The sequence below is a fragment of the Allobosea sp. P5_A5 genome (assembly GCF_056400625.1).
The window spans coordinates 119,955-134,267 of the sequence record NZ_JBFUKY010000002.1; the positions used below are offsets into that span (position 1 = coordinate 119,955).

Annotated in this window: 11 protein-coding genes; 10 read left to right on the forward strand and 1 reads right to left on the reverse strand. The window is 65.3% G+C overall.

All coding sequences use genetic code 11. The annotated features are described in order from the left end of the window. The first annotated feature begins 98 nt into the window (after positions 1 to 98). The 10 genes from AC1DR6_RS04155 (at position 99) to AC1DR6_RS04200 (ending at position 12,546) form a co-directional block, all read left to right on the forward strand. Complete coding sequence (locus tag AC1DR6_RS04155) at positions 99 to 1,241, forward strand: glycosyltransferase family 4 protein (RefSeq protein WP_476827931.1); 1,143 nt, start codon at positions 99 to 101, stop codon at positions 1,239 to 1,241. A gap of 105 nt (positions 1,242 to 1,346) precedes the next feature. After that, positions 1,347 to 3,053 carry a type I secretion system permease/ATPase gene (locus AC1DR6_RS04160; protein WP_476827932.1) on the forward strand — a complete coding sequence of 569 codons (1,707 nt, stop codon included), beginning with the start codon at positions 1,347 to 1,349 and terminating at the stop codon, positions 3,051 to 3,053. A gap of 14 nt (positions 3,054 to 3,067) precedes the next feature. Continuing rightward, entirely contained in the window at positions 3,068 to 4,381 is a 1,314-nt protein-coding gene (locus tag AC1DR6_RS04165; RefSeq protein ID WP_476827933.1) for an HlyD family type I secretion periplasmic adaptor subunit, read from the forward strand. 86 nt (positions 4,382 to 4,467) lie between these two features. Continuing rightward, a complete protein-coding gene (locus tag AC1DR6_RS04170; RefSeq protein ID WP_476827934.1) occupies positions 4,468 to 5,298 on the forward strand; it encodes a class I SAM-dependent methyltransferase in 831 nt (276 codons plus the stop codon). Between the two features lie 190 nt (positions 5,299 to 5,488). Further along, on the forward strand, positions 5,489 to 6,004 hold the full coding sequence (locus tag AC1DR6_RS04175) for a hypothetical protein (protein WP_476827935.1): 516 nt from the start codon (positions 5,489 to 5,491) through the stop codon (positions 6,002 to 6,004). A gap of 175 nt (positions 6,005 to 6,179) precedes the next feature. Then, on the forward strand, positions 6,180 to 7,679 hold the full coding sequence (locus tag AC1DR6_RS04180; RefSeq protein WP_476827936.1) for an oligosaccharide flippase family protein: 1,500 nt from the start codon (positions 6,180 to 6,182) through the stop codon (positions 7,677 to 7,679). Next, complete coding sequence (locus AC1DR6_RS04185) at positions 7,642 to 8,790, forward strand: glycosyltransferase (protein ID WP_476827937.1); 1,149 nt, start codon at positions 7,642 to 7,644, stop codon at positions 8,788 to 8,790. The genes AC1DR6_RS04180 and AC1DR6_RS04185 overlap by 38 nt, the downstream gene beginning before the upstream one ends. Further along, on the forward strand, positions 8,790 to 9,926 hold the full coding sequence (locus tag AC1DR6_RS04190; protein WP_476827938.1) for a glycosyltransferase: 1,137 nt from the start codon (positions 8,790 to 8,792) through the stop codon (positions 9,924 to 9,926). The genes AC1DR6_RS04185 and AC1DR6_RS04190 overlap by 1 nt, the downstream gene beginning before the upstream one ends. After that, on the forward strand, positions 9,923 to 10,888 hold the full coding sequence (locus AC1DR6_RS04195) for a polysaccharide deacetylase family protein (RefSeq protein WP_476827939.1): 966 nt from the start codon (positions 9,923 to 9,925) through the stop codon (positions 10,886 to 10,888). The genes AC1DR6_RS04190 and AC1DR6_RS04195 overlap by 4 nt, the downstream gene beginning before the upstream one ends. Before the next feature lie 197 nt (positions 10,889 to 11,085). Beyond that, positions 11,086 to 12,546: an undecaprenyl-phosphate glucose phosphotransferase gene (locus AC1DR6_RS04200; protein ID WP_476827940.1), complete on the forward strand. Its 1,461-nt coding sequence runs from the start codon at positions 11,086 to 11,088 to the stop codon at positions 12,544 to 12,546. Positions 12,547 to 12,802: 256 nt separating this feature from the next. Here the strand turns inward: AC1DR6_RS04200 and AC1DR6_RS04205 are convergent, their stop codons facing one another. Then, the gene (locus tag AC1DR6_RS04205; protein WP_476827941.1) at positions 12,803 to 14,221 is read right to left on the reverse strand and encodes a mannose-1-phosphate guanylyltransferase/mannose-6-phosphate isomerase; all 1,419 of its coding nucleotides are present in this window, start codon (positions 14,219 to 14,221) and stop codon (positions 12,803 to 12,805) included. Between the last annotated feature and the right edge of the window lie 92 nt (positions 14,222 to 14,313).

A 14,313-nucleotide genomic window follows, 5' to 3' on the forward strand; every position in this document is an offset into this window, starting at 1 on the left:
TCAAGGATGATGTCCGGTGTGAATCGCCCGGCGCATCCTGGCACCGCGCTTCGGGCGGGTTGCGGGCGGCTCGAGTTATGCATAGAGCGGGCCTGGACTTGAGCGAGGACGAAGCGCTGCGTATTTCTCTGATCTCCTGGCATTACGCGGAATACACCGTCCGCCTTGCCATCGAGCTGGCCCGTGCCCACACGGTCGAACTTCATCTCTCGGCCTTCAATGTCGGCAACGAGCTGTCTTCGATCTTGAAGGCGCGCCTGGCGGCTTCGGGGGTGGCGGTCCATCTGCATCGACGCCCGGTCCGCAAGGCGGCGTTGGCCGATGGCTGGCGCATGGCGCGCGCCGTCCGCGCCTTCCGGCCCGATGTCGTTCATGCGCAGGAGGCGGCGCCTTGGACGCTGCTGGCAAGCTGGCTGCTCGGCTTCAGGCTCAACCCCTTCGTCCTCACCGTTCACGATCCGAAGCCACATTCCGGAGCCGATATGCGGGCTCGCCGGCGGGGCCAATGGCCGACGGAGCGGCTGCGCAGCAATGCCGACGCGTTGATCGTTCATGGTCGGAGCCTGATCTCTGATCTGACGACGCTGCTGCCCAGCAGCGCCGGTCGCACCCATGCCGTCGTGCACGGGGTGCTCGGCGATTTCGAGGGCGTGGCGGGTCCGGCCTCGGCCGAGAAGGGCTTCCTCTTCTTCGGACGCATCCAGGCCTATAAGGGTCTCGGCGTGCTGCTCGATGCAGCCGACCTCATGCGTCAACGTGGACTGACGCCGCCGATCCGGGTCGCCGGGACAGGCCCCGATCTCGACCGATACCGGGCGCGCATCGCGCAAATGCCGAACGTCGTGCTCGACGAGCGCTTCGTGCCTGCGGAGGAGGTGCCGGGGACGTTCGCGGCGGCGGGTGCCACCGTCATGCCCTACACCGATGCCACCCAAAGCGGTGTCGCGGCCTATGCGCTCGCGGCGGGACGACCGGTGATCGTCTCCCGCGTGGGCGCGATGACGGAGATCGTCGATCACGAGGCCAACGGACTTGTGGTCGAGCCGAGCGACGCCGCCGGCCTTGCCGATGCGATGGCGCGGCTGATGTCGGAGCCGGGGTTGATCGAACGCCTGTCGACCGGCGCGCTCGAAACCGCCCGGACGACGCTTGCCTGGCGGGAGAGCGCGGCCAAAACCCTGTCCGTCTATGAGGCGGCGATCGGTCGCACCCGTCAAAGGGCGAGCGCGAGCGAGCGCTGACGGACGCGTCCTCGCGCGGCTATGCCGCACGCTCTCCTGCAGGCGAATGCGGATTCCCTTAAGCTTTCTGTGAAAGCGTGAACGCCTGCGATGACAGGCGTATCCATGAGTATTCGAAGCGATATCGGCTGGCCAACTCCGCTGTCCTCGGCGTTCCGGGCCCTGCTTCCGGCTCTGACGACGGCGCTGGTCTTCAGCTTCTTCATCAACCTGCTGCTGTTCGTCAGCCCGCTCTACATGCTGCAGATCTATGATCGGGCGATCCCGAGCCGCAGCGAGACGACGCTGGTCGGATTGACGCTGCTCGCCGCCTATCTCCTGCTGGTCTATGCCGGGCTTGAAATGCTGCGGCAGCGCATCCTGACGCGCGCCGGACTGGAATTCGACCGCTTGATTGCCGAGCCAGTCTTTCAGGCGGTGCATCGCACCAACATGATGCGCGGGGATGCCCAGGGCGGCCAGGCCTTGCGCGATGTCGATACGCTGCGCGAATTCGCGACGGGTGCCGGCGCCATCATCCTGTGCGATGCGCCATGGGTCCCGATCTTCCTGGCCGCGTGCTTCGTGCTGCACCCCTATTTCGGGTTCCTGGCCATTGGTGGCGCGGTCCTGATCGTGCTCCTGACGCTTCTGCAGGAGGTGGCGACGACGCGGCATCTGGCCGACGCCTCGCGCGCTTCCAGCCGGGCGAACGGCTATGCCGTCGCGGCCTTGCGCAATGGCGATACCATCCAGGCCATGGGCATGCTCGGCGCCATCCGCAGCCTCTGGTCGGCGCGGCATTCCGACGTGCTCGCCTCCAGCGTCCGCGCCGGCGACCGGGCCGGCATGATCGGCTCGGCCGCGAAATTCGTGCGGATGTTCCTCCAGACGATGATCCTCGGAATGGGCGCTTATCTCGCCATCAACGGGCAGATCACGCCGGGCTCGATGATCGCGGCCTCGATCATCATCGGCCGAGCGCTCGCGCCTGTCGAAGGCGTCGTCGGGAACTGGAAGGGTTTGACCGCCGCACGCGGCGCGCTGAGCCGGCTGCGACATCTCATGGCGGTGGCGGGTCAAGAAGAGCGGCGGATCGATCTGCCCCGGCCGACCGGGCGCCTCGAACTGGACAACGTCGTTGCCGGAGCACCGGGCCAGACGAAGGCGAGCCTGCGCGGCGTCGGCCTGCGGCTCGATGCCGGCAAGGTGCTCGGCGTGATCGGTCCCAGCGCAGCGGGCAAATCCAGCCTCGCCCGGGTCATCTGCGGCATCTGGCGGCCCGCGGCCGGCACCGTGCGGCTCGACGGGGCGGAACTCAGCCATTGGGACCCGCAGAAACTCGGGCCGCATATCGGCTACCTGCCGCAGGACGTCGAGCTTTTCGCCGGCACCGTCGCGGAGAACATTGCCCGTTTCCAGCCGGCGGACGACGCGAAGATCGTCGATATCGCCCGGCTCGCGGGTTGCCATGAGATGATCCAGACCCTGCCGGATGGCTACAACACGCAGATCGGTGATGGCGGCACCATGCTTTCGGGCGGGCAGAAGCAGCGGATCGGCCTGGCGCGCGCCTTTTTCGGCCTGCCTTCGCTGGTCGTCCTCGACGAGCCGAATGCCAGCCTCGACCTCGACGGGGTGCAGGCGCTGCTTCTCGCGATCGAACGTTTCCGAGGCATCGGCACGACGATCGTCGTGATCACCCATGCGGCGAGCGTGCTCGCGGCCGTCGACGAGATCATCGTCATGGTCGACGGCCAGATTCAATCGCGCGGCGGGCGAGACGAGGTGATGATGCGCATCTCTTCGCCGCCGCCCGCGATCGCGGCTTGAGCGGAGGCGCCGATATGAGCCCGACATCAGCATTGCCCGCGCCCAGGGTTTCGTCCTGGCGCCGCTCGGCGCTCGTGGGCTACGTCGTGATCGCGACGACCTTCGGTGGCTTGGGCACCTGGGCCGCGATTGCGCCGCTGGATCGCGCCGTGGTGGCGGCCGGCATGGTCGTGATCGAGGACAATCGCAAGGTTATCCAGCATCTCGAAGGCGGCATCGTCAGCGAGGTTCCCGTTCGCGAAGGCCAGACGGTCAAGGCCGGCGACGTGCTCCTCAAGCTCTCGACCGTGCAGGCGCAGTCGACGGTTGATCTCCTGCGCGGCCAGATCGACGGGGCGGGCGCGCTCGAAGCCCGGCTGGTCGCCGAACTCGACGGCTCGAATGCCATCACCATGCCAGCCGAGCTGGAGCTGCGCCGCGACGAGCCGGCGGTGTCCCGCCTGATGCGCGATCAGCAAATCCAGTTCCGCGAGCGCAAGGCCTCGCTGTCCGGCCAGGCCGACCTGATCAACGCCAAGATCACCCAGCTGGATACTGAATCGGCCGGCGTCCGCGTCGAGAAGCAATCGACCGAAAACCAGCTAGTCTACGTCAACGACGAGCTCGTCGGCATGCGGGCGCTGCGCGACAAGGGGCTGATTCAGGTCGGCCGGGTGCTGCAGCTCGAGCGCGAACGCGCCCGTCTGGAAGGCATCGTCGGCCGCGCCACGGCGGATATCGCCAAGGCGGCGAACGGACAAAATGAGGCACGGCTGCAGCTGTCGCAGATCCGGCAGAAGTTTCAGGAAGAGGTTTCGGCCCAGCTGCTCGAAGTTCGCCAGAAGCTCGGCGAACTGCGGGACCGCATCGCGATCGGCCGCGACATCCTGACGCGCACGACGATCACGGCGCCGCGCTCCGGCACCATCCAAGCGGTCAAGGTATTTTCCGTCGGGCAGGTGGTGCGCCCGGCCGAGTCGCTGATGGAGATCGTACCCGACAGCCCGAACCTGCTCGTGCAGGTGCAACTGCCGGTCAACGAGATCGAGCATCTGCGGGTCGGACAGACCGCTGAAATTCGGTTCGGAGGCTTCCATGGCCGCAATCTGCCGCGTGCCGAGGGCGTGCTGCGCTCGCTTTCGCGAGACCGCATGACGGATGAGACGAGCCGGCAGCCCTATTTCCTCGGCCTCATTGCGCTGGATCGCAACGCGCTGGCGGAGCCCTACCGCTCCAACCTGGTTGCCGGGATGCCGGCCGATGCGATGATCGCGACAGGTGAACGCACGGCGCTGAACTACCTGATCTCGCCGCTCGAGGACTCGCTGCGGCGGTCGTTTCGGAACTGAGCCCTAGGCGCTATATAGGCGCCATGGAGCCATCACCCCCGAGAAGCCCGACGGCGATTAAGCCGCATTGGCTAGAGATCGCCGCTTTGACGGGCGAGAAACGCTCTGCCGAACGGCTAGCGGCGCATTTCGACATCGAACGAGCGCTGGCCGACAGGCTGCGCTTCGCCGCGCCGGACCAACGCGCGGGCCTCTACCCCGAGGTCTACGACGCGTTGTTCGAGGCCATCGCGGATCATCCGCAGCGGACGCGGACGGACGGGCAGGGCGATGTCGAAAGGCAGCTCTCCCTGCTGAAGCGGCTCGTGCCGGCGGGCGCGCGTTTCGCCGAGATCGGGGCGGGGGACGCGCGGGTGAGCCTGGGCTTCGCGAGCCATTGTCGAACCGTCACCGCGATCGACGTCAGCGATGCCGTGCTGGCGAGCGGCACGAAGCCGGAGGGCTTCGCCTTCGTCAAGATCGACGGTATCCACCTGCCTTTCGAGGCCGATAGCTTCGATTTTGTCTACAGCAACCAGTTGATGGAGCATCTCCATCCCGAGGATGGGCTCCGGCAATTGCGGGAGATCGTCCGCGTTCTGGCGCCGGGCGGGGCGTATCTGTGCGTGACGCCCAATGCGGCGAGCGGCCCCCACGACATCTCGCAGTATTTTTCCGAGCAGGCCTGCGGCTTTCACCTGCAGGAATACAGCTACCGCACGCTTCGGCAGACCTTCGTCGCAACCGGACTTTCGCGCTGCCGCGTCGTCCTGCGGCGGGGAAACAGCGTATCGCTTTTGCCACCAGCGGCGGGAATCGCCATCGAGGCCGCCATCGCGGCATGGCGTCGACTCGGTAAGCCGCGATCGCCCGTGCTGGATCGCCGTCTTCGGGCGTTGGCCGGGATTATGCTGCTCGGTTTCAAGCCGGCGCGCTAAGCTTAATAAAAACTTTCCAGGCGGCATCAATTGCGCTGGAGCTGCGTTTGTTGATAAGACCGCTGACTGTCCGCGGTGAGGTTGCAGCGTGTCGGGTTTTAATTCCGTGAAATCATTGATCGTTTTGGGCTTTGCCCTCGCTTTGAGCCCTCAGCTGGCCTGGAGCGCCTGTGTCGTGCCGGCTGCTGCGATGAAAGCCGACGATATCTCCCGCTATACCGCCGCGCCCGATCTGCTTTTCGGCGCTGCCGATGAAGGCGGCGGCGCTGCCGCGTCGCGCATCCGCAATCTCGTCGCTTCCGATCCTGCCAGCCTTGCCCCGCTCGACAAGATGATCAAGACAGCCGCCGGCGACCAGGCCATGGCCGTCGGTCTCGGCCTCGGCTCCGCGGCGCAGATTTGCGTCCGGCAGGACCCGGCCGCCGCTGCCGCGATCCAGAAGGCGGTTCTTGAGGCCAACAACACCGATGTTGCCAAGGCATTCGCGACGATCGTCGGGGATCGCGCCGTCGAAGCCGTTTCCGTGCCGTCCGCCCCTGTCGACGGCTTCGCGACGCCTGGTGGCGGCAACCACCGGGGCACTGATCCGCTGAATTACGGCTTCCGTTCCGGCGCCCTCCTCAACGGGTCGACCGGAGGCGTTGGCAGCCCCGGCTCGAGGGGCAACTCCACGCAAGCCCAGCTTTCGGTCAGCGGCTTTCGGTGATCGGCCGCCACCTGGCGGTCGAGAATGACTGCTAGGGCGATCGTGTCCTGACGTTGGCATGTCTTGACGTCAGCATGTCCCGGCGTCGGCGCGGCGAATAACCGGCCATCGCCATGGTTACGCTGCAATGCAATATGCTATGTCGCGCTCGCGCCGCGATATGGGGATTCCTTTCTTGAGCAGGTTGAGACGTTTCGAGGTCCACGTCGTCATGGGCGGGCAGATTGCCCAGCTCGGACTGACGTTCATCACCTCGATGATCATCGCCCGAATGCTGAGTTCGGATGGCTATGGTCTGGTCAACCTGCTGCGGACGATCTTCGCTACGCTCGCCCTGGTCGCTCCGCTGGGCCTCGACGCCGCCCTGCTCAAACACGCCGGCCGCACCGATCCCAATGACGCCAAGCTGAAGGCGGCTGTCCTTCGGCTGCGGCTGCTGACGGCGACCATCGGGTTTTCGCTGGCGATCGGCGTTCCGCTGTTGGGGCGGGACGTCATCGACAAGCTCTACCCTTACGAGAATTTCCATTCGCTGCTGATCGTCGCCCTGCTGGCTTTGCCGTTCGCCGCAGACATCGCGATCCTGGGCGCAATCTACAGGGCGCGCGGGCAGGCGGCGCTGTTTGCGATTCTCAACCAATATTTCCAAGCGGCATTGCGGCTGCTGATGGTCGGGGCCGCGGTCTTCCTGTCGCCGACGGTCGGCACGATGGTGACGATCAACACGCTGCAGGTCGTCTTCAGCGCGAGTGCGCTGTTCCTGCATAACCGGCTGACGCAGCGCCGGATCGAGCCGACGCAACCTGCCGTTTCCTCAAGGGAGGCCTGGAAGGAAGCGCGCGGGATCCTGAAGGAATCGGCCTGGATGTGCCTCGCGCTGTTCGTCTACAGCATGATGCGGCTCGTCGATGTGCTGTTCCTGGGGGCCTATGCGGACGCGCGCAGCGTCGGCGAATATACCGCGCTCGCCACCATCGCGCAGCTGATCCAGTTCTACCCGCTGGCGGCGAGCCAGTCGCTCGGCCCCAATATCTCCCGCCTCCACCACGCGGGCGATGCAGACGGGGTGCGCCGCCAGCTGGTCAGTTACATGCGGTTCGCCTCGCTCGTGGCGGGGTTCATGTTCGCCGGCATCGCGATCTTCGGCACGCGGCTCGATCTTCTCTTCGGTCCGAGCTTCCACTTCCGCCCGGAGGTATGCTTCCTGCTGCCGCTCGGCCATCTGCTCAGCGCGGTTCTGGCGCCGACCGGCTACTCCCTGTCGATGACGGGGCGGCATCGACAGGAATATTACATTCTTGCGGGCGGCTTCGTCTTCCTGCTCTGCCTCTGCTCCGTCTTCGTGCCGCGCTACGGCCAGGTCGGCGCGGCCGGCTCCGTCGCGGCGGCGTTCGCGCTCGTCAACATCGTGCGCTTCGCCTATGTCTCGAAGGTGCTCGGCTTCGTGCCCGGCGCGCTGCGCGATGTCCTGCCGGCCCTACTGGGGGTTGTCGTCGCGCTGGGCGCGCGCGAACTCGGCGACCTCGTCGGCAGCCGCAACCTCATCACGATGATCCTGTCCTGTATCGCCTATACGCTCGTCTTCGGAGCGCTGGTCTACGCGTTTCTGCTGAATCCGATCGAGCGGAGCAGGACGCTTGCCGCTTTCGGCCTGGCCGGGCGGCATCGTGGCTAAACCCAGGCTTGCCCTCTTCGTCCCGCATTTCGCCGAATATGGCGTGCGGCTCGCCATCGCACTGTCGGACCAGGCCGACGTGCTTTTGATGGTCGACGCGCGCAACCTAGCGCAAGAGTGCACCCCTGCGCTCATCGCCGAGGCGCGGAGACGCTGCCGCGTCATGGCGTTCGACTCGGTCGGGCGTTCGGCACGGATCAAGACCTTGCTGGGCGTGCTCGCCCGTCTGCTGGCGCACCGCTCGCAGGTGTTGTTGATCCAGGAGCAGATCGATTCCCTGACGGCCTGGGTCGCGCGCTCGGCCGGCCGGATGCTGCCCGTGCTGCTGACGGTCCACGATCCCTCGCCCCATTCCGGCAACGACACCGCTTATGTCGTCGCGAATGCCGGCAACCGCCGCGATATTCGGGCGTCGGCGCGGGCGTTCCACGTCCACGGACGCTTCTGCCGCGACCAGCTTATCGGGGAGGTCGGCGATTCCCGGCCTATCGTCGAGACCCAGCATGGCGTCATCCTCGTGCCGGAATCGCCGAAGATGCAACAGGAAGAACAACAGGAAGATCACATCCTGATGTTCGGACGCATGGAGGCCTATAAGGGCTTGGAGGTTCTTCTCGATGCGGCGGATATTCTTCGCAAGCGTGGCGTGGCCTTTCGGCTGACGCTGGCGGGACGGGGACCTGAACTGAAGCGCCTTGAAGCGCGTATCGGTTCGAACACAGCCGTGACTGTCATCGACAGATTCCTGCCGCCCGAGGATGTCACGAAAATCTTCCAAATTTGCACTTTTTCGGTTATGCCGTATCTTAACGCAACGCAAAGTGGAGTGGTTGCTGCGGCATTCGGTAATCATGTACCCGTCGTTGCGTCGTCCACCGGTGGTTTGATCGATGCAGTCGAAGATGAAGTGAGTGGACTGCTTGTGACCACGGGGGATGCTGTCGCGCTTGCGAACGCCATGGAACGAATGCTGACCTCGCCTGGCTTGCGCCAGCGGCTGCGCGAGGGCGTCGAGCGGCAAGCGGCCGGTCCGTTCGCGTGGCCTGTCATCGCCGGCACGCTGATCGGGTTTGTCCAGCAGCGCCTCATCGCCGGGCGGGGGCGGGTTTGATGACGGCCGACCGGTCGCGGCCTCGGCTGCTGTTTTACCTTCCGTCATTGGCTCTCGGCGGCGCCGAACGCCACGCGATCGACCTGGTCGAGCGCCTCCGCGAGGCCGGTTTCCCATGCGACGTGCTGGTCCACAGCGCCGCGTCTTCACCGGCCGTGACCGCGATGGCCGGCGCCGAAGGGGCGGTTATCCTTGGCCTCAAGGGCATGTCCGATCCCGCCGGCTGGCCTCGGATCTGGCGCGAGATGCGGCGATTGAAGCCGGACATCGTCGTGGCGATCAATCAAACGCCTTTCATCATCTCGGTGGTGCAGCGGCTCGCGCGCGGCATCCATGCCAAGGTCGCCTGCATCTTCCACACGACACAGATGCAGCCTTTCGAGGTGTCGCAGGAGCCTCTGTTTCGCTGGGCTTCGCGACTCGGCGACCTGATGATCTATGTCGGGCGCAACCAGCAGCAGCTCTGGCGGGCCAAGGGCGCACGGCCGCGCAACGAGATCGTCATTCCCAATGGCATCGATCTCGTCCATTTCGACCGCGCACGTCGCTATCGCCATGAGATCCGCGCGCAACTCGGCATTGCGGACGACGTGCCGCTCTTCGGCATCCTCGCGGCTTTGCGCTCCGAAAAGAACCATGTCGAATTCGTCCGTGCGCTCGCCCTGGCCAAGGCGCGCGGCATACAGGCGCAGATGCTCGCCATCGGGGACGGCCCCAAGCGTGCCGAAATCGTCGAAGCCGTCCAGAGCCTGGGGCTCGGCGAGCAGGCGCACCTCGTCGGGGAGCAGGCGGACGTCAAGCCCTGGATCGGCGCTTGCGATGTCGGCATCCTGTGCAGCACCTCCGAGACTTTTCCGCTTTCGGCACTGGAATTTTTGGCGGCGGGCGTGCCGATGATCTCGGCCGAGGTCGGCGGCGCTCCCGAGATCGTCCACGACAACGTCAATGGCCGGCTTTATCCGCCGGGCAATGTTGAGGCCTTCGCCGACGCCATCGTGGTCTTGGCCGATCCGGCGCAGCGGCAGGTGCTGGCGGACGCCGCTCCCCGCTCGGTCGCGCGCTTTTCGGTCGAAGCCATGGTCGGGGCCTATGTCGAGGCGTTCATGGCGCTCGCGCAAGGGCGGCCCTTCAGATGAAGCCCGCCTTCCTGATCGCGATCGATACCGAAGGCGACGACGTCTGGTCCCGGCCGCAACAGGTGACGACGCACAACGCCCGTTATCTGCCGCGCTTTCAGCAGCTTTGCGAACGGTATGGCTTCCTGCCGACCTATCTCGTGAATTTCGAGATGGCGAACGACGACGCCTTTCGCGAGTTCGGACGCGATGTTCTTGCACGCGGCACTGCCGAGATCGGCATGCATCTGCATGGCTGGGATACGCCGCCGATCGAACCACTGGGCGGCCGCGACTGGTACGACCAGCCCTATGCGCCGGAATATCCGGCCGATCTGGTGCGGCGCAAGGCAACCACGATGACCCGTGTGCTCGAGGACATTTTCGGGTGCAGCATGACCAGTCACCGGGCGGGGCGGTGGGGGTTCGACGCGGCCTATGCCCGCACGCTGATCGCGCTCGGCTACGAGGTCGATTGTTCGGTGACGCCGGGGATTTCCTGGCGCGAGCATCCCGGTCTCGCAGGGGGAAACGGGGGCCCCGATTTCTCCGGTTTCCCAAGCGATCCCTATCGTCTCGACGCCAGCAATATCGCCTTGCGCGGATCGTCGGACCTGATCGAGCTGCCGATGACCATCGTCGCCCAACCGCGGCCCTTGCACCGGGAGCTCGCGCGCCGTGTCCTGGGGCGCAAAGGCCAGCGCAGGGTCTGGTTTCGGCCGGACGGCCGCAACCTCGATGACCTGCATTTCGTACTCGACGAAACGCTGCGTCGCCAGCGGCCTTATCTCCAGTTCACGCTGCACTCGTCGGAATTCATGCCTGGAGGCAGCCCGGCCTTTCGGGACGATGCCGCGATCGAGACACTCTACCGGCACATGGAAGAGATGTTCGCCCGAATCGCTCCTGCATTCGAAGGCATGGGCCTGACCGCGTTCGCGCGCCGGTGGGCCTCCACGCAAGGGGCCACTTCGTCCACCTAGCGCCGAAGCGCAAAAGCTAGGGCGAATTCAAGCGCAGAATCAGCCTGTTACGATCAGAGCGGGAGGCGCCATCATCAGGTCGCGTCGGCGCCTTGTCGTCGCCCGATTGCAGTGGCGAAGTGGAAAACGGGTTGCCTTCGCACCTGCAGCATTTTAAGCTCATTCTAACGACGCAACGTAAATCGAGGATGTCTGCGATGCCGACGATCGGAATTGCGTCGCATGCGCTTGAGGGTGAATTGCGGGCCAAGCGCCGCTTTTCTTTCGGCTACCTTGCCCTCGAACCGCTGGCCGCCATCACCGAAGCGCTATTTCTGCTGGTCATGGCCGCAGCGTCGACCCTGACCTATCAGGAGCTGACGCGGGCAGCCGGCCAGCCGCTCAACCTCGACTTCCTGAACAGCTCCTTCGTCGCGGCCGTCACCTTCGTGACCCTGTCCTATCTGACCGGGTCGTACGAGCCCCAGAGGCAGGACGCCCGGCGCGCGAGCATGATGACGGGCCTGAAGATCTGGGCCCTCACGCTGGCGTTTCTGTCGCTGTCGGTTTTCCTGCTCAAGGCAGGAGCGGATTTTTCGCGCTTCACCGTGGTGATTTTCGCGGGCTCTGGCGCCCTGGCGATCTGCGGCATGCGCGCCGCCTGGCCTGCGCTGGTGCGCCGCGCCGTCGATCGCGGCCTGGTCTTCGTCTCCAATGTCGCCGTCGTCCGGATCGGACAGCGCGATCCGCAGTCCTCACCCGACGCATCGACCCTGCGGCAGCTCCGCAAGGCGGGATTGCGCCCGGTCTCATGGCTGGCCATGACGGAGCGTCCGTCTGAAGCTGATCTCGCTGAACTGACCGAGACGATCGAAGTCCTGACCCGGCAGGGACGCTTCAACGAAATCATCATCGTTACCGATCGCGCGGCGACGCCCGAGATCGAGCAGGCTCTCGAATGCCTCCGCGTCGTGCCCTTGCCGGTGCGCGTGGTGCTCGATCCCGTGACGCGCAGTGTCGTGGAGCGGCACGTCACACGAGTCGGAGATCTCGTGCTTGCCGAATACCAGCGCGGTCCGTTCTCGCTGACCGAGCGGATGTTGAAGCGGGCGCTCGATGTGGCGGTCGCCGTGGTCGGCCTGATCATGTTGAGCCCGGCCTTCTTGCTGGTGGCTGTCGCGATCAAGCTCGACAGCAAGGGCCCGGTGCTGTTTCGGCAGTCGCGGCGCGGTTTCGGCGGCAAGACCTTCATGATCCTGAAGTTTCGCTCGATGACCGTCAGCGACAATGGTGCGGTGATCGTGCAGGCCAAGAAGGACGACCAGCGCGTCACCCGCGTCGGGCGCATCCTGCGTCGCACCAGCCTCGACGAGCTGCCGCAGCTCTACAACGTGCTTGGCGGCGAGATGTCGATCGTTGGCCCGCGTCCGCATGCAGTGGCGCATGACGACTACTATGCGCGTTTCATCGAGGAATATGCCTGGCGCCATCATGCCAAGCCCGGTCTCACCGGCTGGGCACAGGTCAAGGGCCTGCGCGGGGAGACGCCTCATCTCGACAGCATGAAGGCCCGTATCGAGAAGGACGTCTGGTACATCAACCATTGGTCGATCTGGCTGGATATCGTGATCATCATGCGCACGGCTTTGGTCGTGCTCAACCAGAAGACGGCTTACTGAGAGACGCTCAGTCGAACGACTGTCGGCGATTTCTTCGTCGAAGCGAGGTCGCGGGAAGCGCTGGTGTCGCCGTCGGCGCGAGCGTTTTCAGCTCCCAGAACCCTTGTGGTCGCCGGTCCGATCGGGGGCTCGTGAATTCGCAATTCTCAACCGCGATCCTGCATCTCCACCGTAGCGCGATTCCAGCGGGATAGCGCGGTGCGCCAAAACGGAATGTCGAGCCGGAACGCCCGCGAGGGCGTTCCGGCTTTTTCGTTCAGGCGCGGGCGTAGATGTCCTCGATGCGCACGATGTCATCCTCGCCCGTATAGGAGCCGACCTGAACCTCGATGAGCTCCAGCGGGATCTTGCCGGGGTTGGCGAGCCGGTGGGTGCAGCCGATCGGCAGGTAGATCGATTCGTTTTCGTGGATGTGGGAGACGGTCCCGTCCAGCGTCACCTCGGCAGTGCCGGAAACTACGACCCAATGCTCGGCGCGGTGGAAGTGCTTCTGCAGGCTGAGCAGCCCGCCGGGCTTGACGTTGATCCGCTTCACCTGGAAGCGCCCGCCGATGTCGATGCGCTGGTACCAACCCCACGGACGATACATCCGCAGATGTTCGGTCGCCTCGCGACGGCCCTCTTTCTTCAACCGCTCGACCAGGCCCTTCACTTCGGCGGCGCGCGCCTTGGTGGTGACGAGCACGGCATCGCGGGTCGCGACAACGATCGCGTCCTGTAAGCCGATGACCGTGGTCAGCACCTCGTCGCTTCGCACTAGCGAACCCGTCGTTCCGATCGCAACCACCGGTCCGTCGAGCACGTTACCGCTCTCGTCCTGCGGGCGAATGGCCTGCAGCGAATCCCAGCTGCCGACATCCGACCAGCCGAAGCTGGCGCGCAGGACGCCGGCATGGCCGGTCTTTTCCATCACCGCATAGTCGATCGAGACCTTGGGGGCCTCGGCGAAGGCCCTCGGCTCCAGCCGCAGGAAGTCGAGGTCCTCCGTCGCGCCGTCCAATGCGCGGGTTGCGGCGGCCAGCATGTCGGGCACGAAGGCCTCAAGTTCGCCCAGCATCCTGTCCACGGCGAAGATGAAGTTGCCGCTGTTCCAGAGGAAGCCCTGCTCGACATAAGCGCGCGCGGTTTCGGCATCGGGCTTCTCGACGAAGCGGGCGACCGTATTAGCGCCTTCGGCCTTCAGCGCATCACCCGGCTCGATATAGCCGTAGCCGACCGCAGGCTCGCTCGGCACGATGCCGAAGGTCATGATCGGGCCGTCAGCGGCGAGGTCGGCCGCGCGCTGGCAGTCGCGGCGGAAGGCCTCGACATCGGGGATGACATGATCGGCCGCAAGCGCCAGGCAGAGCGTCTTCTCGTCTCGACGTGCGATCAGCAGCGCGCCGATGGCGATGGCCGGCGCGGAATCGCGGCGCTCCGGTTCCAGTACGATATCGCCGGTGACCCCCATGGCCCGCATCTGCTCGGCCACGACGAAACGAAATTCGTTGTTGGTGACGATGACCGGGTTGCCGAAACCTTCGCCCTTCACCCGCAACAGCGTGGCCTGAAACGTCGACAGGCCGTTGTCGAGCAGGGCGATGAACTGCTTCGGCATCGAATCCCGCGATAGCGGCCAGAGGCGCGTGCCGGCGCCGCCAGCCATGATCAGGGGAGTGATGAGGCGCGAAGTCATGAGATTGCGATGCTCCAGTCAAAAAAGGATGCCGGCTTTCGGCCGGGCATGAATCATGCCGCGAGGGTCGTATGGCGGCGGACGATCGGTGG

What these genes read in the sequence shown, in the direction of transcription:
- AC1DR6_RS04175 (WP_476827935.1), top strand. Translation starts at nt 5,489, where the DNA reads ATGAAAGCCGACGATATCTCCCGCTATACCGCCGCGCCCGATCTGCTT.
- AC1DR6_RS04205 (WP_476827941.1), bottom strand. Translation starts at nt 14,221, where the DNA reads ATGACTTCGCGCCTCATCACTCCCCTGATCATGGCTGGCGGCGCCGGC.
- AC1DR6_RS04200 (WP_476827940.1), top strand. Translation starts at nt 11,086, where the DNA reads ATGCCGACGATCGGAATTGCGTCGCATGCGCTTGAGGGTGAATTGCGG.
- AC1DR6_RS04195 (WP_476827939.1), top strand. Translation starts at nt 9,923, where the DNA reads ATGAAGCCCGCCTTCCTGATCGCGATCGATACCGAAGGCGACGACGTC.
- AC1DR6_RS04160 (WP_476827932.1), top strand. Translation starts at nt 1,347, where the DNA reads ATGAGTATTCGAAGCGATATCGGCTGGCCAACTCCGCTGTCCTCGGCG.
- AC1DR6_RS04190 (WP_476827938.1), top strand. Translation starts at nt 8,790, where the DNA reads ATGACGGCCGACCGGTCGCGGCCTCGGCTGCTGTTTTACCTTCCGTCA.
- AC1DR6_RS04165 (WP_476827933.1), top strand. Translation starts at nt 3,068, where the DNA reads ATGAGCCCGACATCAGCATTGCCCGCGCCCAGGGTTTCGTCCTGGCGC.